The 20,306-nt window shown below is 66.4% G+C and carries 13 protein-coding genes; 12 read left to right on the forward strand and 1 reads right to left on the reverse strand.

Features of this window, described 5'->3' with window-relative positions; translation table 11 throughout:
• The first annotated feature begins 124 nt into the window (after positions 1 to 124).
• Genes QFZ42_RS06460 through QFZ42_RS06475 form a run of 4 tightly spaced genes read left to right on the forward strand, consistent with a single transcriptional unit; the run spans position 125 to position 6,525 of the window.
• Positions 125 to 1,243, forward strand: a complete 1,119-nt coding sequence (locus QFZ42_RS06460; protein WP_307700168.1) for an AAA family ATPase — start codon at positions 125 to 127, stop codon at positions 1,241 to 1,243.
• Positions 1,243 to 1,689: a bpX5 domain-containing protein gene (locus tag QFZ42_RS06465; RefSeq protein ID WP_307700169.1), complete on the forward strand. Its 447-nt coding sequence runs from the start codon at positions 1,243 to 1,245 to the stop codon at positions 1,687 to 1,689. The genes QFZ42_RS06460 and QFZ42_RS06465 overlap by 1 nt, the downstream gene beginning before the upstream one ends.
• The gene (locus tag QFZ42_RS06470; RefSeq protein ID WP_307700170.1) at positions 1,686 to 3,560 is read left to right on the forward strand and encodes a hypothetical protein; all 1,875 of its coding nucleotides are present in this window, start codon (positions 1,686 to 1,688) and stop codon (positions 3,558 to 3,560) included. Before QFZ42_RS06465 ends, QFZ42_RS06470 begins: the two co-directional genes overlap by 4 nt.
• Entirely contained in the window at positions 3,547 to 6,525 is a 2,979-nt protein-coding gene (locus QFZ42_RS06475; protein ID WP_307700171.1) for a bpX6 domain-containing protein, read from the forward strand. Before QFZ42_RS06470 ends, QFZ42_RS06475 begins: the two co-directional genes overlap by 14 nt.
• A gap of 7 nt (positions 6,526 to 6,532) precedes the next feature.
• Here the strand turns inward: QFZ42_RS06475 and QFZ42_RS06480 are convergent, their stop codons facing one another.
• The gene (locus QFZ42_RS06480) at positions 6,533 to 6,955 is read right to left on the reverse strand and encodes a cupin domain-containing protein (RefSeq protein ID WP_307700172.1); all 423 of its coding nucleotides are present in this window, start codon (positions 6,953 to 6,955) and stop codon (positions 6,533 to 6,535) included.
• Between the two features lie 170 nt (positions 6,956 to 7,125).
• On the opposite strand from QFZ42_RS06480, the gene QFZ42_RS06485 reads away from it, so the two are divergent.
• The 8 genes from QFZ42_RS06485 (at position 7,126) to QFZ42_RS06520 (ending at position 20,256) form a co-directional block, all read left to right on the forward strand.
• On the forward strand, positions 7,126 to 7,572 hold the full coding sequence (locus tag QFZ42_RS06485) for an ArsR/SmtB family transcription factor (protein ID WP_307704180.1): 447 nt from the start codon (positions 7,126 to 7,128) through the stop codon (positions 7,570 to 7,572).
• A complete protein-coding gene (locus QFZ42_RS06490) occupies positions 7,461 to 7,922 on the forward strand; it encodes an SRPBCC family protein (protein ID WP_307700173.1) in 462 nt (153 codons plus the stop codon). Before QFZ42_RS06485 ends, QFZ42_RS06490 begins: the two co-directional genes overlap by 112 nt.
• Positions 7,923 to 9,506 (forward strand): MFS transporter, encoded by a 1,584-nt coding sequence (locus tag QFZ42_RS06495; protein WP_307700174.1) that lies wholly within the window; start codon positions 7,923 to 7,925, stop codon positions 9,504 to 9,506.
• A 50-nt stretch (positions 9,507 to 9,556) separates the two neighbouring features.
• On the forward strand, positions 9,557 to 9,742 hold the full coding sequence (locus QFZ42_RS06500; RefSeq protein WP_093017646.1) for a hypothetical protein: 186 nt from the start codon (positions 9,557 to 9,559) through the stop codon (positions 9,740 to 9,742).
• A 32-nt stretch (positions 9,743 to 9,774) separates the two neighbouring features.
• A complete protein-coding gene (aroC, locus tag QFZ42_RS06505) occupies positions 9,775 to 10,887 on the forward strand; it encodes a chorismate synthase (RefSeq protein WP_307700175.1) in 1,113 nt (370 codons plus the stop codon).
• A gap of 17 nt (positions 10,888 to 10,904) precedes the next feature.
• Positions 10,905 to 12,080, forward strand: a complete 1,176-nt coding sequence (locus QFZ42_RS06510) for an MFS transporter (RefSeq protein ID WP_307700176.1) — start codon at positions 10,905 to 10,907, stop codon at positions 12,078 to 12,080.
• A 369-nt stretch (positions 12,081 to 12,449) separates the two neighbouring features.
• Positions 12,450 to 15,476 (forward strand): type VI secretion system Vgr family protein, encoded by a 3,027-nt coding sequence (locus QFZ42_RS06515; protein ID WP_307700177.1) that lies wholly within the window; start codon positions 12,450 to 12,452, stop codon positions 15,474 to 15,476.
• 58 nt (positions 15,477 to 15,534) lie between these two features.
• Entirely contained in the window at positions 15,535 to 20,256 is a 4,722-nt protein-coding gene (locus QFZ42_RS06520; RefSeq protein ID WP_307700178.1) for an RHS repeat-associated core domain-containing protein, read from the forward strand.
• Positions 20,257 to 20,306: the final 50 nt, after the last annotated feature.

The raw sequence follows: 20,306 nt of genomic DNA on the forward strand, positions 1-20,306 counted from the left end.
GAGAAAAAATCCGCGCGCCGTGGCACGGCATGGCCTCGTTGCTGCGGCACACTCTCTGCATCTTTACGTGCAGAGAACTCTTTCTTCGATGACCAGTCATTCCCTTCAGACTTCCGCAGATCATGTGCGCCAAGCGATCCGTACGTCCACCGCCGGGCTCATCGGCCGCGAGCAATTGGCCGAGCTGATAGTGCTGGCCGCCGTGGCCCAGGAGCACCTGCTGGTGGTTGGTCCGCCCGGAACTGCCAAGAGTGCGGTAGTGCGCCGAGTGGCGCAGAGTCTGGGCGGGCGCTACTTCGAATACCTGCTCGGGCGTTTCACGGAGCCATCGGAGCTATTCGGCCCGGTCGATCTCAACAAGCTGCGTGCGGGCACTGTCGAGACCGACGTGACTGGCATGCTGCCCGAGGCCGACGTGGCGTTTCTGGACGAGGTCTTCCTGGGCTCCACCGCGATTCTGAATACGCTGCTCGGCGTACTCAACGAGCGGCGCTTCCGGCGCGGCCACACCCAGCTGCACTGCCCGTTGCGTGTGTGCGTAGGCGCGGCCAATGCATTGCCCGACGACGAAGGGCTCGCGGCTTTCGGAGACCGCTTTCTGCTGCATGTTTTCATCGAGCCGTTGCCTGACCATCAGCTCGAGGCCATGCTCACTGGCGGTTGGCGCTCCGACCACTCGCCCTCGGGCACGGGCACGGCGCTGGCGGACCTGGACACCCTGTGTCAGCAACTCAAGCAGGTCGACTTGAGCGGCGTGCAGCCGGCGCTAGCCAACGCGATCCGCAAGCTGCGCCAATCCGGCGTACAGCTGTCGGACCGCCGTATTGTGAAGTCGCAGCGCTTGCTGGCCGCCGCAGCCGTGCTGGCTGGCCGCCTGCACACCACCGAGGCCGATCTTTGGCCTCTGCTGTATGTGCTGCCCACGCAGGAGGCGCAGCAAAGCGCACGCGACGTTCTGCGCGACGCTTTCGCCAACGCCAATCATCCGCACCTGCTGAGCGCGGTGGAAGAGGCCACGCTGCAGCCGTTGTCGCGCGCCGCGCGGCTGGCCGAGTCGGCGCGCGCTTGCCTGGAGGGCGAGCCCGCCGCCGTGCGCGCGCAGGCAGAGAGTGTGCTGCGCGAGATCGACGCCAACTTCAACAGCGAGCAACTGCCCGAGGCATTGGGTGGTCTGCGCGGGCAACTTGTCGAACGCCTTGTGTCCTCTGTTTCCGGGCCCGCTTTTACTCCCGCTTCCGCATGATGAGCCAGGCGACCTTGTTCGCCTGGCGCTGGCGTGCGCGCGCCGAGGCGCTGCCCGCGCAGGCGGCCGTTGCCTGGGGGGCCGCGGCGCGCGTGCTGCACGCACGGCTGCGGCAGTTCGAGCCTGAGCACCAAGTCGGCCTTTCTGCCACCGCCAGCCGCGACCTGCTGATCGTGGTGGGCGAGGGGGCCGCCCTCCCGTGGGTCGATGGCATCGCCTATGCCGGGCCCTGCACCGAAACGCCCGGTCTGTGGCTGCCGACGCTTGAAGAGCCTGACCTGCCCGCGGATTTGATCGCACGCAGCTTGGAGCGCCAGCACCAAGGGCGCCAGCCGCTGTTGTTGTGGCCGCGGCCTGAAGCCGTGCTGCCGCTGGACCGGCTGCTTCCGCTGTCGCAGCCGCTGCTCGCCCGCATTTTGACCCACTGGCAGGGAGGTGGAGCGTGAGCGCCGCGACCACCGAACTCCCCGCGGCGCTCAAGCCCTGGCACCCATGGCTCGAATGGTTCGGCGCCGAACTGGCGGCCGAACTCGGCGCGCTGATCCAGCGCATGCAGCCGCTTTTGGGCCGCTTCCAGGGCGAGGTGCGCGGCGGGCAGCCCGAGCCCGACGGTCTCGACGATCTGCGTCGGCGCGGACGCTACGAGCGCCTGCTCTCCACCGAATGGCTGCTGGCCGACGAACTGCCCGACGAGTTCCTGCGCCGCGCGGCTTCGAGCGAGCATCTTTTCCTGGCGCCGCGCCCGCGCTCGCGCGAGGCTGAAAAAGGCATCGTCGCGATCTTCGACACCGGCCCGCTGCAGCTCGGCGCGCCGCGCCTCGGCCAACTCGCACTCTGGATCCTGCTGGCGCGCCGCGCGGCGCAGACCGGCGGTGCGCTCCAGTGGGGCGTGCTGCAGATACCCGGCAAGCTGCACGATACGCACGACGTGCGCCAGCTCAAGCTCCTGATGAAGAGCCGCAGCTATGTGGTCGGTGACCCAGAGCACGCCGATGAATGGCAAGCGGCGCTTGCCGAATTGCCGCACCCGCCCGGGGAAAGCTGGCTGATCGGCGCCGCACCGGTGCAGCAGCCCATGGCCGAGCGCTGGACCAGCCATCGCATCCGCCTGTGCCGGGCCGTGCAGAGCGATGTGCTCGAAGTGTCTCTGAGCGGGCGCGCCGGACTGAGCCATGCCGCACTGCCGCTGCCGTCGGTGAAGACGGCGGTGCCGCTGCTCAAAGGCGAGTTCACCTCGGTGGCGCCGGCCACCGTGCACCAACGTCACCGCGGCCGCATTTCGTTGCAGCGACCGCCATTGATTTCCCCGCACGGCGCGCACGTCGCGGTGCAGTTGCTCGACGAGCCGGGCGTGGTAGTGTTTCCCGTCGCCAGCCTCGCGCAGCGCAAACCCGGCAAGCCCAGGTACCAGCGTTGGGGCGACGGGCTGGAGCCGCTGACGGCCATGTTCGCGGGCAAGCGTTTGGGTGCTTTGCTGGGCTTTGAGCGCTCGATGTATTTCTGGCAGGTCCAGGGGTTGGGCAGTTTCATCGCGCCCGAGGTGGATGTGTTCCGCGCACCGCCCGGGCTTGGCTCGTGGCTGCCCTCGGCTTGGCTGCACAACGCCCAGAAGCAGTGCGTGTGCGTGCTCGACAAGGACAACCGGCTCGTGGCCTGGGAGGCGTCGAGGATCGGCACGCCATCCTTGGAGCCCAAGCCGCCGAAGCTGATCGACAGGCACGTGATGGGTATGCTCCAGTGGTCTGACAGCGCGCTGGTCTATGCAGTCATCCGCTCGAACCTCCTGGTGCTGTGCCGGTTGGGCCTGGAAGCCTCGCCTTCGACGGTGCTCACGGTATGCACGCGGGCAGAGGATACCGTCGTGCTCTTTGGCGGAGGTACGCAGTGGAAGCGCGGCATCGGCAGCTGCGCGGTGCGCATCGCCGCCGCTACCGGCGGGAACGAAACCTGGCGCATCTACGAGCCCACGCCCCAGGCCGCCAGTGCCGGCATGCGGTACTTCGAGTCCTCGAAGGCTTGGACAAGTTTCGAACTCACCATCCATCGGGGCATCGCCCTGGTTCATGACACCAAGAACACACGCTTTGCGATGCTGAGCCTGTCGCCCGATCGGACCGCGCTGGTGCTGCACGCGAAGGACGAGCGACCCGAAGTGGTCTATACCGCGCCCGAGCGCATCGAAAAGGTCAGCGTCTGCCCCAACAGCGGGTTGGCCGTGATGCTTACCGTCCACAAGAAGGTCATCTTTTATGTGGTGCCCGAGCGTGCATTGCGCGCCGTGCTGCATGGCGAAGGAGCGGACGATGCAGTTGCCTGAGCGCAAGCCCATGCGTATGCGCGCGGCCGAGGTTCGCCACCCCGTGCTCAAGGGGCGGCAACTTGTGGCGGGGCTGTGGTTTTCTTCCGAATGGCTGGCCGAGCCTCATCGCGCGCGGCGCATCGTCGAAGCCTGGCGCGCGGGCGCGCGGCTGTTCCGATTCGCCCAGGGTGACTTGCTGCGGTTCGCAGCGCCGGTCTCGCTCGATTGCGACCGGCTTGCCGGCTGGCCGCTTCGGCGCGAAGGAGCCGCCCTGTGCTCGGCCGAGCTTGCGCCATCCGAACGCGACGCACTGCCGATGGGCGACGTGTGGCTGGTGCAGGGCGGCGAGGTTCTCTCGCTGCAGCTCTCGCAGGCCGAGCCCTTCGACGTATCGATGTGGCTCGACACCGGTCCCGCCCTACTCGACACCTTCGATTGCCGCGAAACCCTGCCCGAACCGGTGGTGCTCGACACGGATGGACGCTCGGTGCGCGAGGTTCTCGGCGATGCAATTGCGCCGGCCAGCGACGGGCAATTGGACTTCCTCAAGGCCGTGGCCGATCGCGCACGCGCCATGGAGGCCCGCCGCAGCATCATGGCCCCCGAGGCGCCCGTCCAGCGTCGAGGCGGCAGTGCGGGCAGCGGCTACAAGTGGTGGGGCTGGGCGCTGGGCGCGCTGGTCCTGCTGTGGCTCATTGTCTCCGGCGAAAACCGGGCGCCGTCCCCGCTGGACCTGGCGAAGCCGAATGCCCCGCGTCACGAACCCCCCACGCAGTTCGACGCATCGTCGATCCGCATCGCGATCATCACGCTGCTGATCGTGGCCTTGGTGATCTGGGCAACGACCCGCGTGCAAGCGCACCGAGCGCGTCAAGGAACGGGCCGCCGCCCTGTGCGCGCGGCCAAGCCTGCGCCGGCGCGTACCGATCCAACGCCATCGCCGCCGGCGTCTTCGCTGAAGCCGCGCGGCAATGCAAGGCCGCTGCGTTCGCGCTGGCGCGATTGGCTCGCGCGCATGGCCATCGCGTCCCAGGTTTCGAAGCTACTGGGCCGCCAGCAGGCCGCTTACATGCGGCGCATGCTCAAGATGTTCGACGACGGCGATCTCATGGAGGCCTTGCGCCACGCGATTCCTCTGGGCGGCGATGCACACGATGTCGGTCAGGCCTTGGGTACACCCGGTCGGCGTGAGAGCCTGTCGCTCAACGGGTCGACAGGGTCGCGTTCAAGTATCTACCTCGACGACAACTTCCAGGACCATCTGCGGCAGCTCTACCGAAAGAGCTTCGAGAAGCTGGACCGTGATGGCCGCATCGACGAGGCGGTGTTCGTGCTGGCCGAGTTGCTTCAGTCGCACCAGGAGGCGCTTGACTACCTGGAGAAGCACCTGCGCTTTGCGCAGGCCGCCGAACTCGCGCTCAGCTGGGACCGCCCGCCCGAAGTCATCGTGCGCCTCCTGTGCCTGGCCGGCGACTGGCGGCGCGCCATCGCGGTCGCGCGCCGCGACAACGCCTTCGCCAACACGGTGATGCAACTACAAGCCAGGTGGCCCGAGATGGCGAACCGACTGCGCGAGGAATGGGGCCAATCGCTGGCTCAGCGCGGCGAGTGGCTGCAGGCGGTGGATGCCGTCTGGCCCGTGGCCGCCGCGCGCGAACAGGCGATGACGTGGCTTCTGGCGGCCGAGGACGCTGATGACCGGCTTGCGGCGCGCGCGCTGGTGCAGCGCGCACTGTTGCTGCCTGACACGCTTGATGCCTGCGCGGAGCGCCTGCGTGCCCTTCGCGACGCCCCGCTCCTGCACCGCGAACGCGCCGCGCTCGCGAGCGAACTGTTGGCCGTGGCCGACCACAACGCCACCTCACGCGGTTTGGTGGCCGTGCTGGCGCCTGCACTGATTGCCGATCACGCAGGCGGGCACGGGCGCATGGACAAGCGCTCTTTCCAGTCGCTGTTGCGCATCCATGGCGACCAGATGCTGCGCGCCGACATGCCGGGCGGCGAGATGCCGGGTTTCGAGCCCCGGCTGCTCACCGCGCGTTCCAACGTGTTGCCACTGGACGCGCCATCGGCCGGTGCGCATGTCGTGCACGACGCGGCCTTGCTCGACGACGACCGTTATCTGTTGGCACTCGGAGAGGCGGGTGCTGTCATGACCGACAGCGCAGGCCGTGTGCTGGCCCGCTTCGCGGTGCCGGCGTATCGGCTGGTGCCCGCCTACAGCGGACAGGTCGCATTGGCGCTGGCGCAACGCGACGGCCTTTGGCGCGTGAGCCGGCTCGACCTGGTGCGGCGCCAGATCGACGACCTGGGCCTGTCCACCATCGCGCATTTCGCCAGCGAATTCGACGGCACCGGCTGGACCGTGGCGCGCGGCAATCGAATCCAGGTGCTGGACACGGGCCGCTCCCTGCAGGACGTGCTCTGGCAGGTGGCCGACCTGCCGGGGGAGGTGGTCGAACTCACGGCCACGCGTTACCTGGAGCAGTTCGTTGTGCATGACGACGTGCTGGGCCCTAGCCTCTGGCGCTATCAGCGTCAGCCGCGGCGTCTGCAGAGCCGCGAGGCGATGGACTTCTCTGCAGCCCCGATTTCCAAGCACATGCTGCACCCGCAGTTGGGCGCGTTCCGCCTGCTGAGCGAGGTCGATGGCGACGGCGCCCTTTGCCTGCGATGGCGGGTGATGCACGGCACGGAGGGTGAAATTCGCCTGGCCGACCACCAGGACGCACCGGAGGGCACGACGCTGGGCTTCTGGGTCGATCGCGACTGGCTGGTAGTGATGCGCGCCTTGTCCGGGAACACCACAGTGCAATGGTTCAACATGCGCGGAGGCCGCATGGCGGCATCGATGGCGTGGCCCGCCGGTGCCGAGCCGAACATACGCGCAGTTGTCGACGGCTGGCTGCTCTTCGACGCCCAGGGGCGGGTGCTGCACCTGAATACCGAGCGCAGTGTGACGTCCGGTTTTTCTATCCGCTGAGTAGCAATTACTTCCAGGGCGCAGGCGGCGGAATCTCGCAGACCGGCTCGACGTCGATGCTCTTGAAATCGGCCGGCGAGACGATTTCCAGGTATTCCATATCGGGCGAGTAGTCGAACAGGAAGTGGCGGATGCCGGGCCGCTGGTGCACGACGTCGCCGGCTTCCACGAGCGTTTCCTTGTCTTCGTACATGAAGCGGGCCCAGCCCTTGACCATGATCACGATCTGGAAGTCCGCCTCGTGGCGGTGCCAGCCGGTGCCCGTTTCGGGTGCCATGTTGGCCTTGACGAGGTGCGCGATGACTTTGCCGTGGGTCGCCTCCGCGATGCCGAGGTCGCGATACAGGAAGAAATCGCGCAGGCCTCCCGGGACGAACTCCGTGTCGCCGGGCTTGACGTGGGAGAACTGGGTGGCGGTTCGGTCCGGCATGGGGCGTTCCTTCGAGGTGATGTGGTGTCGCGGTGCGGCACGCATAAAGCGTTCCTGAGAGACGAGGAGGCGGGCGCCACGCAATCCAAAAAAGAAAAGACACCATAGAGCTGAAGCCCATGGGACGTGTCTCCTTGACGCCCTTGCGCGCCAGCCAGATACTCAACCACATGGTTCACTCAGATTCCGCCACGCTCGATGCCGTCTTTGCCGCGCTTTCGGATCCCACGCGCCGCGCCGTGCTGGAAAGCCTGGGCGAGCGCAGCCTCAGCGTGACCGAGCTTGCAGAGCCGCACGCGATGTCGCTGACCGGCTTCATGAAGCACCTGCGCGTGCTCGAGGACGCTGGCCTTATTTCGCGCACGAAAGACGGCCGGGTCGTGCGGTGCGAACTCTCGCCGCGGCCCATGCAGGAGGCTGCCGTGTGGTTATCTCGCTACGAGAAATTCTGGACCAAGCGCCTCGATGCACTGGCGCGCTTTCTCTACCACCAAGAGGAGACCGAATGGCAAAACCTGCCGCCCCCGCCAAAGAGCGACCCTCGCTCACCCTCCGCAGGCACTACCCCGTCACCGCGGAAAAAGTCTGGCGTGCGTGGACCGACCCGCAAGCGCTGAAAGCCTGGTTTGGCCCCGAGGAAATCGTTTCCGTTCCGCTCGCAGAAGTCGACCTGCGCGTAGGCGGCCGCTTTCGCGTGACCATGCTCGCGGCCGATGGCGAGACGCACGACGTGAGCGGCGTCTACCTGGAGCTCGTGCCCAACCGGAAGCTGGTTTTCAGCTGGGCCTGGCGCAGCACACCGGAGCGCGAATCGCGCGTGACGGTGCTGATCGAGCCTGACGGCAACGGCTGCGAACTGGTTCTGATGCACGAGCAGTTCTTCGATGAGGCCGCGCGCGACGGACACAACCACGGCTGGACCGGCGCCATGGTCAAGCTCGAGCAATGGGTTGGTGGAAACGGCTGAATGACCGGCCCGCGCGACGAGTCTGCCGGCAGGCCGCCACCCGCCCGCGCCACGGTGCGCGAGTGGACCGGCCTGGCCGTCATTGCGCTACCGTGCATGCTCTATTCGATGGATCTCACGGTATTGAACCTTGCAATTCCATCGATCAGCGAAGACCTCAAGCCCACCGCGTCGCAACTGCTGTGGATCGTCGATATCTACGGCTTCTTCGTCGCCGGGCTGCTGGTTACCATGGGAACGCTGGGCGACCGCATCGGCCGCAGGCGGCTGCTGCTGATTGGCGCGGCGGCGTTCGGCATCGCCTCGGTGCTGGCCGCGTTTTCCACCAGTGCCAACATGCTCATCGCGACGCGGGCGTTGCTTGGCGTCGCGGGTGCAACGCTGGCACCGTCGACGCTCTCGCTGATCCGCAACATGTTTCTCGATCCGGGGCAGCGCACCGTGGCCATTGGCGTCTGGATCTCCAGCTACTCGGCCGGTGCGGTCATCGGCCCGGTGCTGGGCGGTGTGCTGCTGCAGTTCTTTCCGTGGGGCTCGGTGTTCCTGATCGGCGTGCCCGTGATGGTGCTGCTGCTGATGCTCGGCCCCATCCTGCTGCCCGAGTACCGCGACCCGGACCCGGGGCGGCTCGACCTGGCCAGCGTGACGCTTTCGCTCGGCGCGGTGTTGGCGGCCATCTACGGCATCAAGCAGGTGGCGGAACACGGGCCCGATGCCGTGTCGGCGCTGGCCCTTGTGGCGGGCGTGGTGCTCGGGTGGGCGTTCGCGCGCAGGCAGCGGCGGCTCACCGACCCGATGATCGACCTGCGCCTGTTCCGGTTGCCGGCCTTCAGTATTTCACTGGCCGCCTACATGCTGGCGTGCTTCGTGATGTTCGGCCTCTTTCTCTACAACGCACAGTACATGCAGTTGGTACTCGGCCTGTCGCCGCTGCATGCGGGCATTTGGAGCGTGCCCGGCGCGGCTGCCTTCATCGCCGGCTCCATGGTCGTTTCAGCGCTGGTGCGCCGCATGCGGCCGGCCTTTGTGATGGGCGGCGGGTTGGGCATGGCGGCTTTGGGGTTCGCGATGCTCGTGGTGCTCCCCGCAGAGGGCGGCTTGGCCTGGATGGTGAGCAGCACCGTCGTTTCTTCCCTTGGCCTGGCGCCGGTGTTCACGCTGGCCACCGACCTGGTGGTGGGCAGCGCGCCGCCCGAGCGGGCCGGCGTGGCGTCGGCCATCTCGGAAACGAGTTCGGAGTTCGGCGGTGCGCTCGGCATTGCGATGTTGGGCAGCATCGGCGCGGCCATCTACCGCGCCACGATGGCCGATGCCGTTCCCGCCGGTTTGGCGGGTGCCGCCGAAGTGGAAGCGGCGCGCAGCACGCTCGGCGGCGCGGTGGCCCTGGCCGGGCAACTTGGAGGCACCGTGGGCGCCGAACTGCTCGACACAGGCCGGGCCGCCTTGCTGCACGGCCTGCGGCTTGCGGCCGGCATTTGCGCGGCGGTGCTGCTGGCGATGGGCGCGCTGGTGGCCGTGCGGCTGCGCAGCGCCGGAGAGGCCGCGCAGCCTGATGCGCCGCCGGACGCATTGCCGGGGCGCTGACGAACACCCATACTGCAGGCTCCACGACGAGACGATGAACGGAGCCTCCCATGAGCAACGAACTTCGCAAGAAGCTGCATGACCTGGCGGAACTGGCCGACAACACCACCGATCCGCAGACCAAGGCCATCGTCGAGGCCATACGGCTTCAGACCGCCGTGCTGAACGAGCGGCTCTTCTCCATCGAACTGCAGCTGGGCACGCTCACCAAGCGCATGGAAAACACGACTGACTGAGTGGCCGCCGCTTTGTGGGGATAATCCCCGCCATGAGCGGCAACACATTCGGAACTCTTTTCGCGGTCACCAATTTCGGCGAGTCGCACGGCCCGGCCATCGGCTGCGTCATCGACGGCTGCCCGCCGGGCATGGAACTGAGCGAAGCCGACATCCAGGGCGACCTCGACCGCCGGCGCCCCGGCACCAGCCGCCACGTCACGCAGCGCAACGAGCCCGACGCGGTGCAGATTCTTTCCGGCGTGTACGAAGGCAAGACCACCGGCACCCCGATTGCGCTGTTGATCCAGAACACCGACCAGCGCAGCAAGGACTACGGCCAGATCGCCCAGCAGTTCCGCCCCGGTCACGCCGACTTCACCTACTGGAAGAAATACGGCATTCGCGATCCGCGCGGCGGCGGGCGTTCTTCGGCGCGGCTCACGGCACCCATGGTGGCGGCCGGCGCGGTCGCCAAGAAGTGGCTGGCCGAAAAGCACGGCATGGTGTTTCGAGGCTGCATGACGCAGATCGGCGAAATTGCCATTCCGTTCGAGAACTGGGACCACGTGCCCAACAACCCCTTCTTCGCGCCGATGGCCGACGTGAGCGAGCTCGAGGCGTACATGGACCGCCTGCGCAAGGCCGGCGATTCGTGCGGCGCGCGCATTCGCGTCACCGCAACCAATGTGCCCATCGGGTTGGGCGAGCCGCTGTTCGACAAGCTCGATGCCGAAATCGCCTACGCGATGATGGGCATCAACGCGGTGAAGGCGGTCGAGATTGGCGCGGGCTTCGACAGCATCACGCAGCGCGGCACCACGCATGGCGACTCGATCACGCCCACCGGCTTTGTCACCAACAACGCGGGCGGCATTCTCGGCGGCATCAGTTCGGGGCAAGACCTCGAGGTGAGCATCGCGATCAAGCCCACCAGCTCGATCATCAGTCCGCGCCAGTCCATCGACATTCACAACAACCCGGTCGAGGTGGTCACCAAGGGCCGCCACGATCCGTGCGTGGGCATTCGTGCCACGCCCATTGCCGAAGCCATGCTCGCGCTGGTGGTCATGGAGCACGTGCTGCGCAACCGCGCGCAGTGCGGCGACGTGCAAACGCAAGCCGACAAGACCGAAGCTGCCTCGCCGCAGGCGTCTTTCCTCTAGTGCCCACTCCGCCACCAGTGGCCGCCGGACGCGGCCACCTGTTGGCGTTTGCTGGTCTGTCGGCCAGCTATTTCGCGCACATCGGTTTCTTCAATCCTTACCTGCCGCTGTGGCTCAAGGACCTGGGCCTGCCGATCTTCACGATCAGCCTGCTGGCCTCGGTGCAGTCGATCACGCGCGTGTTTGCGCCCTACGCGTGGGGTGCGCTCAGCGACCACACCGGGCATCGTGTGAAGCTGCTGCGCTTCAGTGCCGCGGTGGCTCTGGCCAGCTCGTTCGGGCTCTGGTGGAACGGAGGCACGTGGTGGCTCGCGCTGGTGCTGCTGGTGATGTTCACTCACACCAGTTCGATGATGTCGCTCACCGAGGCCGCCATGGCACAGCTCGTGGCCGGCGACTGGGGCCGCTACGGGCGCATCCGCCTGTGCGGCTCGGCCGGCTTCCTGGTGACGGTGTTCTTCGCGGGTGAGTGGTTCGAGCGCTTCGGCATGAAGCACTTTCCGGCTTGGGCCGCGGGCACGCTGGCCGTCGTGCTGATTGCGACGATGAAGCTGCCCGACATCCGCGAACCAGTGGCTGCGCATGATGCGGTGAAGGAGCCCATCGGCCCGGTGCTGCGCATTCCGGCGGTGCGGTGGTTCTTTGCGGCGCTGTTCTTCCAGGTGATGTCGCACTTCTCGGTCTATGCCTTTTTCTCGCTGTACCTCGACTCGCTGGGCTACGGCAAGAGCGTCATCGGCATGCTCTGGGCCCTGTCGGTGGTGGCCGAGATCGTCTGGTTCTTTCTGCAGGGGCGGCTCATCGGCCTCTTGCCGATGCCGCGCTGGATGCTGGTGTGCGGCATCGCCGCCGTGGCGCGGCTGGGCCTCACGGCCGGGCTGGGCGGCTCGATTGCGGCGCTTGTCGTCGCGCAGTGGCTGCACGCGCTGAGTTTTGCGGCGCACCACACCACCTGCATTGCCGTGGTGTCGCGCCGCTTCCCGGGGCGCCTGCGCGGGCGAGGCCAGGCGCTCTTCACGGTGATCGGCTACGGCTTTGGCGGCGTGCTGGGCGTGCTCCTCGGCGGCGCTGCCGCGCAGGAGCTCGGCTACCGCACGATGTTCGCGCTGGCGGCCTTGCTGGCGGTGGCGGGCAGTCTGTGCGCCTGGCGGGTGATAAGGCTCGAACAGATGGAGCGCGGGGGCAGAGGGTAATTCCGCCGTCTTCCCGCCCATTCCGGCTGAAGGCTATCCGCCCCTTCGGCCGATGAGATCACCCTGAAAGCGCTATTCCGGGTGATCTTTAAATACTAAGTATTCCTGCCAAAGTGCGCCGCGTTGCGGACCGGCAATTCATGCCCTCATTTCCATGACATTGATCGCTGATGCGATCAGGCCGTGAACTTTTTATTCAAAACGGCGATTTAACAATTTTTGGCATTGGCTCTTACGATAAATCAACATTTAAAATAATTGTGAACAGGTGCAATGGGAGGTGAGCGTGAAGCTCATTCTGAAAACAATATTCTTATTGGTTGGATTGCCATTAGGTAATTCGGCTTATCGGCCGAGTGCGGTGCCGCAATGAGCCGTCGCGTCAGCATCCGAACGCCCTTGGGCGAGTCGTTGCAATTTCACCAACTGGTGGGCCGGGAGGCGCTGAGCCAGCTCTACGCCTTCGACATCGGCCTGCTGGGCAGCAGCAACGCCATCGACTCCAAAGCCCTGCTCGGCAAGGCCTCGACGGTGGCGGTGGAAACCGAAAGCGGTGGCGTGCGCTATCTCGGTGGCATTGCGACCCGGTTCGGCCTGCAACAGGAAGACGCGCGCCATTCCTTCTATCGCATGCAACTGCGGCCCTGGCTGTGGCTTGCCACGCGGCGCAGCGATTTCCGCATCTTCCAGGGCAAGAGCGTGCCCGACATAGTGACCGAAGTGCTGGGCAGCTACGGCTATCCCATCGAGAAGAAGCTCAGCCGGGGCGACTACCGCCGCTGGGACTACTGCGTCCAGTACCACGAGAGCGACTTCAATTTCATCTCGCGGCTGTGCGAGCTCGAAGGCATTTATTACTATTTCCGGCACGAGGCTTCGCAGCACGTCCTGGTGTTTGCGGACGACATTGCGAGCTCGCACGCACCGCTGCCTGGCGGAGAGTCGGTGCGCTTTCACCCGCTCGAAAAATCCGGCATGGGCCAGCGCGAGCGCATCTATGCCTGGGAAACCGCGGAAGAGGTGCGCGCGGGCCATCACTACAACAACGACTTCGACTTCGAGAAGCCCAAGGCCGACCTCTCGCACCTGCGGCAGATGCCGCCCGGCCACGACCACGACAGCTACGAGAACTACGAGTGGCCCGGCGGCTTCGTGCAGCACGCCGACGGCGAGACCTACGCGCGCCTGCGCAATGAAGAGCAATTGAGCCAACGCAGCCGCGCGAGCGGCCGCTCCAACCTGCGCGAACTGGCAACCGGCCACACGCTGCGTCTTGCCGGCCACCCCCGGGCCGACCAGAACCAGCAGTACCTGCTGACAAGCGTGAGCTATCACCTGCAGGAGAACCTGCAGGCCAGCGAGGGCGCGGACGCTACCGAGGGCTCGGTGCAGCGCTTCGCGTTCGATGCGCAGCCCACCAGCCTGGCATGGCGCCCGCAGCGCACCACGCCCAAGCCGCGCACCCGCGGTCCGCAGACCGCCATGGTGGTGGGCCCGGCCGGCGAAGAAATCTGGACCGACCCGTACGGCCGCATCAAGGTGCAGTTTCACTGGGACCGCCTCGGCAAGGACGACGAGAACTCCAGCTGCTGGGTGCGCGTGTCCACCGCCTGGGCGGGCGCCACCTTCGGCGCGGTGTCCGTGCCGCGCATCGGCATGGAGGTGATCGTCGACTTTCTGAACGGCGACCCGGACTATCCGATCGTGACGGGCTGCGTCTACAACGCCGACACCATGGCGGCGTGGCAGTTGCCGGAGCAAAAGCACCTGTCAGGCATTCGCAGCCGCGAACTGGGCGGCGGGCGCGGCAATCACCTGGTGCTGGACGACACCCACGGAAAGATCCAGGCGCAGTTGCGCAGCGACCACCAGGCCAGCCAGCTGAGCGTGGGGCACATCGGCCGCATCGAAGACACGGCGGGGCGCAAGGAGCCGCGCGGGCAGGGCTTCGAGTTGCGCACGGATGGGCATGGCGTGGCACGCGCAGCCAAGGGGCTGCTGGTAACCACAGAGCCGCGGCTCAACGCGCAGGCGCACACCACCGACATGGGCGAGACCGTCGGTCGGCTCACGCAGGCCGGCGACCTGCACGAGGGCCTGAGCGAAGCGGCCCAGGCCGCGCAGGCGCACGATGCGGGCGACCAGGACGAAGTCGCCAAGGGCCTGAAGGAGCAGAACGACGCCATCAAGGGCCAGGGCGGCAATCGCGAGCAGGGCGACTTCCCCGAGTTTCAGGAGCCGCACCTCACGCTTGCCAGCGCCAAGGGCCTGCAAACCGTGGCGCAGGGTTCCACGCACGTGGTGAGCAACGAGCACAACGCGCTCACCAGCGGCGGCCACACGAGCGTGAGCGCAGGCAGGAGCTTTCTGGTGAGCGTGCAGAGCGCCATCCGCATGTTCGCTTCCAAGGCCGGCATGCGGCTGGTGGCGGCCAGCGCCGACATCGACATCAAGGCGCTGAAGGACAGCGTCAATGTGCTCGCCAAGCTCAACATCACGCAAACCGCCAACAAGATCACCATTCACGCGAAGGAAGAGGTGGTGATCAACGGCGGCTCCAGCTACAGCCGCTGGAGTTCGGGCGGTATCGAGCACGGCACCTCGGGCACCTGGCGCGAACACGCGGCGGTGCACAGCCTGGTGGGACCGGCCAGCCAGGGCAAGCCCTCGCTGCCCAACCCGCCGCAGTTGCCCAAGGGCCAGCTCGATCTGTACCACCAGTACATCAAGCCCACCGGCGAAAAGCACCAGGGCGTCGCGCAAGGCGACTTCACCGTGGTCGATTCCGAAGGCGGCACGCACGCCGGCACCTTCGATCGCAATGGCTTCGCAAGCGTGTCGGGTTTGCCGATCGGCACCGCGAAGGTCACCTTCGGCAAGGACCCGCGCGATCCGTGGGACGAGGGCAGCTACTTTGGCACGCCCAAGGACTGGAAGGCAAAAGAACCTGCCGGCGGCGGCGCCGATGCGGCGGGCGCTGGGTCGGGATTGTCGGGCGTTCTAAGCAGTGCGGGCAATCTTGCCGGCTGGGCCGGTTCAGCCGGCGGCGCCGCGGGCGCGCTCGCGGGCGTCGCCGGCATGAACAGCAAGACCGCGGGCATGCTCGGGCAGGTCACCCAGGCGGCCGGCATGGCGCAGCAGGCAGTGGGCGCCGCGCAGGACCTTCGGCAAGGCGGCGCCAAGGCGCTGTTGGGCCAGGCCAGCCAGGCCGCCACTGGCATGGCAATGCAGGCCGCTGGCGCGCGGCTCGGACCGATGGGCGCACCCGTCGCCGGTATTGCCAATGTGGCGAGCAGTGCGATGAGCGGCGGCGTGCCGGCCGGCATCAAGACGGGCATTGCCACAGCCGCCACTAATCCCGCGCTTGCGGGGCGCACCCCGGGCTTCATCGGCTGAAGCGGCACCGCGCGTATTTCGAATAACAAGACGTCTCGGGAACAGGGAAAACAAGGCAATGGCGGAAGGATCGCAACAACAACCACCTCAAAGAGAACCCCAGACCGCGGTCGCCCCCCTGAACACCATCGTCAAGGAGGACATCGCGGCGGCGAGCAAGGCGGTGGACGACTGGCTGCGCTCGTTCAGCGGCGGCTACGTCACGCTCGAACGGCTGACCATGGTGCTGGGCAGCATTCCGATCGTCGGCAACATCATGGCGCTGGTGGATGTGTTCCTGGACATCATCAACATCGTCGAGAAGAAGGCCAAGGACGGGGTCGAAGCATTTCTGACGTGGGTGAGCCTGGGCATCAACCTGATCGGTCTGATCCCGCTGCCGCCGACCATGGCGGCGGCGCGCATGAGCCTGCGGCCCACGCTGCACCTGGTGAAGCAGCAGCTTAAAACTGCGGCGTCGAACCTGAGCGAGACCATCGTCGTGGTGCTGATTGGGCATTTGAACGCGACGATCATGGGCGAGCTGGACAAGTTCATCGACGGCGCCATTGCGCTGCTCGAAGACATGCTGAAGCGCTGCGCGAACCTGGCAGACCAAATCGTGGACAACCTGGTGGACATCCTGCGGCGCGTCGTGGGGCAGAAGGACCTGTTCACTGTGGCCAAGCCCGTGGCGTCCGAGGCCAAGGTGCACGACCCTAAAACGCAAAGCACCTGGAGCCGCATGTGGGGCAGTGCGGTGCGCTACACCAAGGAGTCGGCGAACTACGTGGCCAAGGCGGCGGCGAGCCAGCTTCCCGCAGGCGTCGCTAGTCGAGTCAACGGCGTCATCACGCAGATGCTGGACTTCAAGCGCCTGCTGCGCGGGCAGTTGTCGAAGCTGGCCGACCGCGAGGCGCAGGCCAGCATCATGTGGCTGCTGCACAGGCTCAAGGCCGCGCTGCTGCGTAAGCGCGGCCAGCGCGCGGCGATCGTGCCGCCGGCAAAAGGAGCGCAGGCGGAGAAGGACAAGCCTGGAGCCGCGCTCGGCCACATCAGCAAGCAGGCACCCGCCCGCAAGGACCCGGGCTGCCGCAATCGGCCGGCGCGCGCGGCCGTCGGCGGCTCCATCAGCCTTGCGACCGGCAGCGAAAGCTTCGTGCATACCGACTTTGTTCTGAGCGCGCCGCTTTCGATTACGTGGTCGCGTGTCTATCGCAGCCAGCTGGATGCCTATGACCGCGGCATGCTGGGTGCGCGCTGGATCACGCCGTACACGACACGCATCGACATTGCGCCGAACGGCGGGCTGGTCTACCACGGCGTCGACGGACGCAGCCACTCGTATCCGATGCTCGCAGTGGGACAGGTGCATCGCGATGCAGTCGAAGACCTGACGCTGAGCCAGCTCAGCGACACGCTGTTGACGCTGGACTTCGGCAAGCAGGGTGACTGGCAAGAGATCTACGAACGCGTGGAAGGCCAGCCTCGCTACCGTCTTGTGGCGCAGCAGGCCAAAGACGGCCTGTCCATCGGCCTGCGCTACGACCACGTGATCGCGTCGACAGGCGAGCGCGTGCTGAGCGACATCATCAGCAAGCAGGGCGATGCCGTGATGGCGCACGTCGGCACCCAGCCCGATGCAAAGACCGGCCTCGTCCAGTCGCTGTGGGAGCTGAAGGACGGCCAGGTCGTGCGCCAGCTGGCCGCCTACACGCACGATGCCGAACATGACCTGATTGCCGCGCAGGACGAGAACGGCGCCAGCTGGAGCTACGCCTACGGCCACCACCTGGTCACCCGCTACACCGACCGCACCGGCCGCGGCATGAACCTCGAGTACGACGGCACCGGCGCCGACGCCAAGGCCGTGCGCGAGTGGAGCGACGACGGCAGCTTTGCACTGCAGCTGGAATGGGACGCCAACATCCGCCTGACCTATGTCACCGATGCGCTGGGAGGCGAGACCTGGCACTACTACGACATCGAGGGTTACACCTACCGCGTCATCCACCCCGACAAGCTGGAGGAATGGTTCTTTCGCGACGATGCAAAGAACGTCACGCGCCATGTGCATACCGACGGAACCACCGACGACTACAGCTACGACGAAGACGGCAACCTGCAGACGCACACCCGTGCCGACGGCAGCCGGGTGCACTTCGAGTACGACAACCAGCACCGCCTCACCGGCATTCGCGACGCCGAGGGCGGTGGTTGGAAGCGCGGCTACGACGCACAGGGTCATCTGACGGAAGAGACCGACCCGCTGGGCCACAAGACCGAGTACGCCTATGACAAGGCCGGGCGGCCCGTGCGCGTGACGGACGCCAAGGGCGGGACGAAGCTGCTGAGCTACACGCCCGGCGGCCTCCTCGCGAGCTTCACCGATTGTTCGGGCAAGACCCGGCGTTGGGAATACGACAGCCGCGGCCGGACGATCAAGGCCATCGACGCTGCGGGCCAGATCGCGCGCTACCGCTACAGCCCATCGGGTGAAGGCATCGTGCAGCGTGGCGACGGCAACTCCCCTGGTCAGCTCGAAGAGATCACCTCGCCCGACGCCACGCGGGAGCACTTCGTGCACGATGCCGAAGGCCGGTTGCTCGCGCACATCGACCCGCTTGGGCGCAGAAGGCGCTACAGCTACACGCGCTCAGGCCTCGTGTCCGGCCGCGTCGATGCCGCGGGTCATTCGCTCAGCTACCAGTGGGATCTGCTCGGCCGGCTGACCGAACTGCAGAACGAGAACGGCAGCCGCTACAGCTTCAGCTATGACCCCGTGGGCCGGTTGCTTCAGGAAACCGGCTTCGATCGCAAGACCACCCGCTACCGCCACGAAGAAGGCACAGGCCGGCTTGTGGCGGTGGAAGAGGGCGCACGCGTGATGCAGCTGCAATTCGATGTGATGGGACGCCTGGTCGAACGCACCGCCGGCGAGGGCACCGAGCGCTTCGCATTCGATGGCAATGGTCGAATGATCGAAGCCGTCAACCGCAATGCGCGCCTGCAGTGGTTCTACGACCCGGCCGGCAATCTCACGCGTGAGCATCACCACTACATTGCGAACGCGCGCACGGCAGTCTGGCAGCACCGCTACGACGAGCTCAACCAGCGCGTCGCAACGATTCGTCCTGACGGCCACACCACCCAGTGGCTGACCTATGGCTCCGGGCATGTGCACGGCCTCCTGCTCGACGGCGAAGACATTCTGGGATTCGAGCGCGACGATCTTCACCGCGAAGTCTTGCGCGAACAGCGCAACGGCATCAGCCAGCGGCTGCGCTACGACAGCGGCGGCCGGCTGCTGCAGCAGGACATCGGGCAAACACGAACGAACGCCATCGACGCGCTGCAACTGCGCCGCAGCTACAGCTACGACAAGGCCGGCCACCTGATCGCCATCGGTGACAGCCGCCACGGCAACTTCAGCTACCGCTACGACCCCGTCGACCGCCTTGTGGAGGCCAACAGCCGCCTGGGCCGCGAGGTGTTTGCCTTCGACCCGGCAGGCAACATCACCAGCCCGGCGAGCACCGGACCCTTGGCCGAGAAGGCCGCGGCGCATAAGCTGCTCGACAACCTGCTGAAGGAATATGCCGGCACCCGCTATCGCTACGACGAGCATGGCAATCTCGTCGAGCGCACGCGCAACGGCCGCAAGACCGCCTTTGCATGGGACGGCTTTGGCCGGATGACCGCCGCCACCAGCGAAGACGGCACCGCCACCATCTTCAGCTACGACCCAATGGGCCGGCGCATATCCAAGCACGCCCACGATGCCGTGACGCTGTTTGGCTGGGACGGCGACACACTGGCTTTCGAAAGCACCCAGACCATCGCGGGCGCGCAAGAGCAGCGAGGCCGGGGCTGGAGCGTGCACTACATCCACGAGCGAAACTCCTTCGTGCCGCTGGTGCAGGTGCGCCAGGCGCGGGCCATCGCCTTGAGCAAGACGCCTGATGTGAAGGCGTTGATGGCAGCCAACGGCGGTGCCTACGACATCGAGCAAGACCCGCTCTGGAACGGCGAAGCGCAACCCCAGGCCGAAGGCTTCACGCTGGACGAGATCGCCTTCTACCAATGCGACCACCTCGGCACGCCGCACGAACTCACCGACCACGAAGGTCGCTTGGCATGGTCCGCCCAGTACAAGGCCTGGGGCGAGGCGCGCGAAGCCATCAGCGAGGCCGGGCGGCGTGCCGGCTTTGCGAACCCTATCCGTTTCCAGGGCCAGTATTTCGACGCTGAAACCGGCCTTCACTACAACCGCCACCGCTACTACGATCCGGCGAGCGGGCGCTATGTCTCGCCCGATCCGATGGGGCTGGCTGGCGGGCGCAACCTGCATGTGTATGTGGGTAACAACCCGGTGCGTGGCATCGATCCGCTGGGGCTGGTGGACATCAACATGTTCCCGCATGACGAGGCGATCCGAACGTCGGGAGACAACATTCCGAATCCGCCGGGCACCTTCACGGTGGGTGGGCACGGGAACAGCTCAATCATGCAAAACGCGTCGCGCCAGCCGGTGAAGCCGGCCGAGCTGGCCGAGCAGATCCGTGCGCATCCCTCGTACAAGAATGGGCAACACGTCGTGTTGATGTCGTGCGAAACCGGCAAGGGCGATGCACCCTTCGCGCAGCACCTTGCGAACGAGCTCGACGCACCGGTGAGTGCGCCCGACAAATTCCTGTGGATCTGGCCTGACGGCAAAACCCGGCCCGCGGGCATGACGGCCGACAGGAAGATGGACACTTCCGACCTCGGGAAATGGCGCACATTCAGGCCAGAGCCATGAAGCAAGCCACCAGCCCATTGCGCGCGATGCCGATACTGCTCGCGTTGGTT

Source organism: Variovorax paradoxus (assembly GCF_030815855.1).
Classification (GTDB): Bacteria; Pseudomonadota; Gammaproteobacteria; order Burkholderiales; family Burkholderiaceae_C; genus Variovorax; species Variovorax paradoxus_M.

Coding starts and splice junctions, on each gene's coding strand:
- QFZ42_RS06465 (WP_307700169.1), top strand. CDS start 1,243: ATGAGCCAGGCGACCTTGTTCGCCTGGCGCTGGCGTGCGCGCGCCGAG.
- QFZ42_RS06475 (WP_307700171.1), top strand. CDS start 3,547: ATGCAGTTGCCTGAGCGCAAGCCCATGCGTATGCGCGCGGCCGAGGTT.
- QFZ42_RS06480 (WP_307700172.1), bottom strand. CDS start 6,955: ATGCCGGACCGAACCGCCACCCAGTTCTCCCACGTCAAGCCCGGCGAC.
- QFZ42_RS06485 (WP_307704180.1), top strand. CDS start 7,126: ATGGTTCACTCAGATTCCGCCACGCTCGATGCCGTCTTTGCCGCGCTT.
- QFZ42_RS06490 (WP_307700173.1), top strand. CDS start 7,461: ATGGCAAAACCTGCCGCCCCCGCCAAAGAGCGACCCTCGCTCACCCTC.
- QFZ42_RS06495 (WP_307700174.1), top strand. CDS start 7,923: ATGACCGGCCCGCGCGACGAGTCTGCCGGCAGGCCGCCACCCGCCCGC.
- QFZ42_RS06500 (WP_093017646.1), top strand. CDS start 9,557: ATGAGCAACGAACTTCGCAAGAAGCTGCATGACCTGGCGGAACTGGCC.
- aroC (WP_307700175.1), top strand. CDS start 9,775: ATGAGCGGCAACACATTCGGAACTCTTTTCGCGGTCACCAATTTCGGC.
- QFZ42_RS06515 (WP_307700177.1), top strand. CDS start 12,450: ATGAGCCGTCGCGTCAGCATCCGAACGCCCTTGGGCGAGTCGTTGCAA.
- QFZ42_RS06520 (WP_307700178.1), top strand. CDS start 15,535: ATGGCGGAAGGATCGCAACAACAACCACCTCAAAGAGAACCCCAGACC.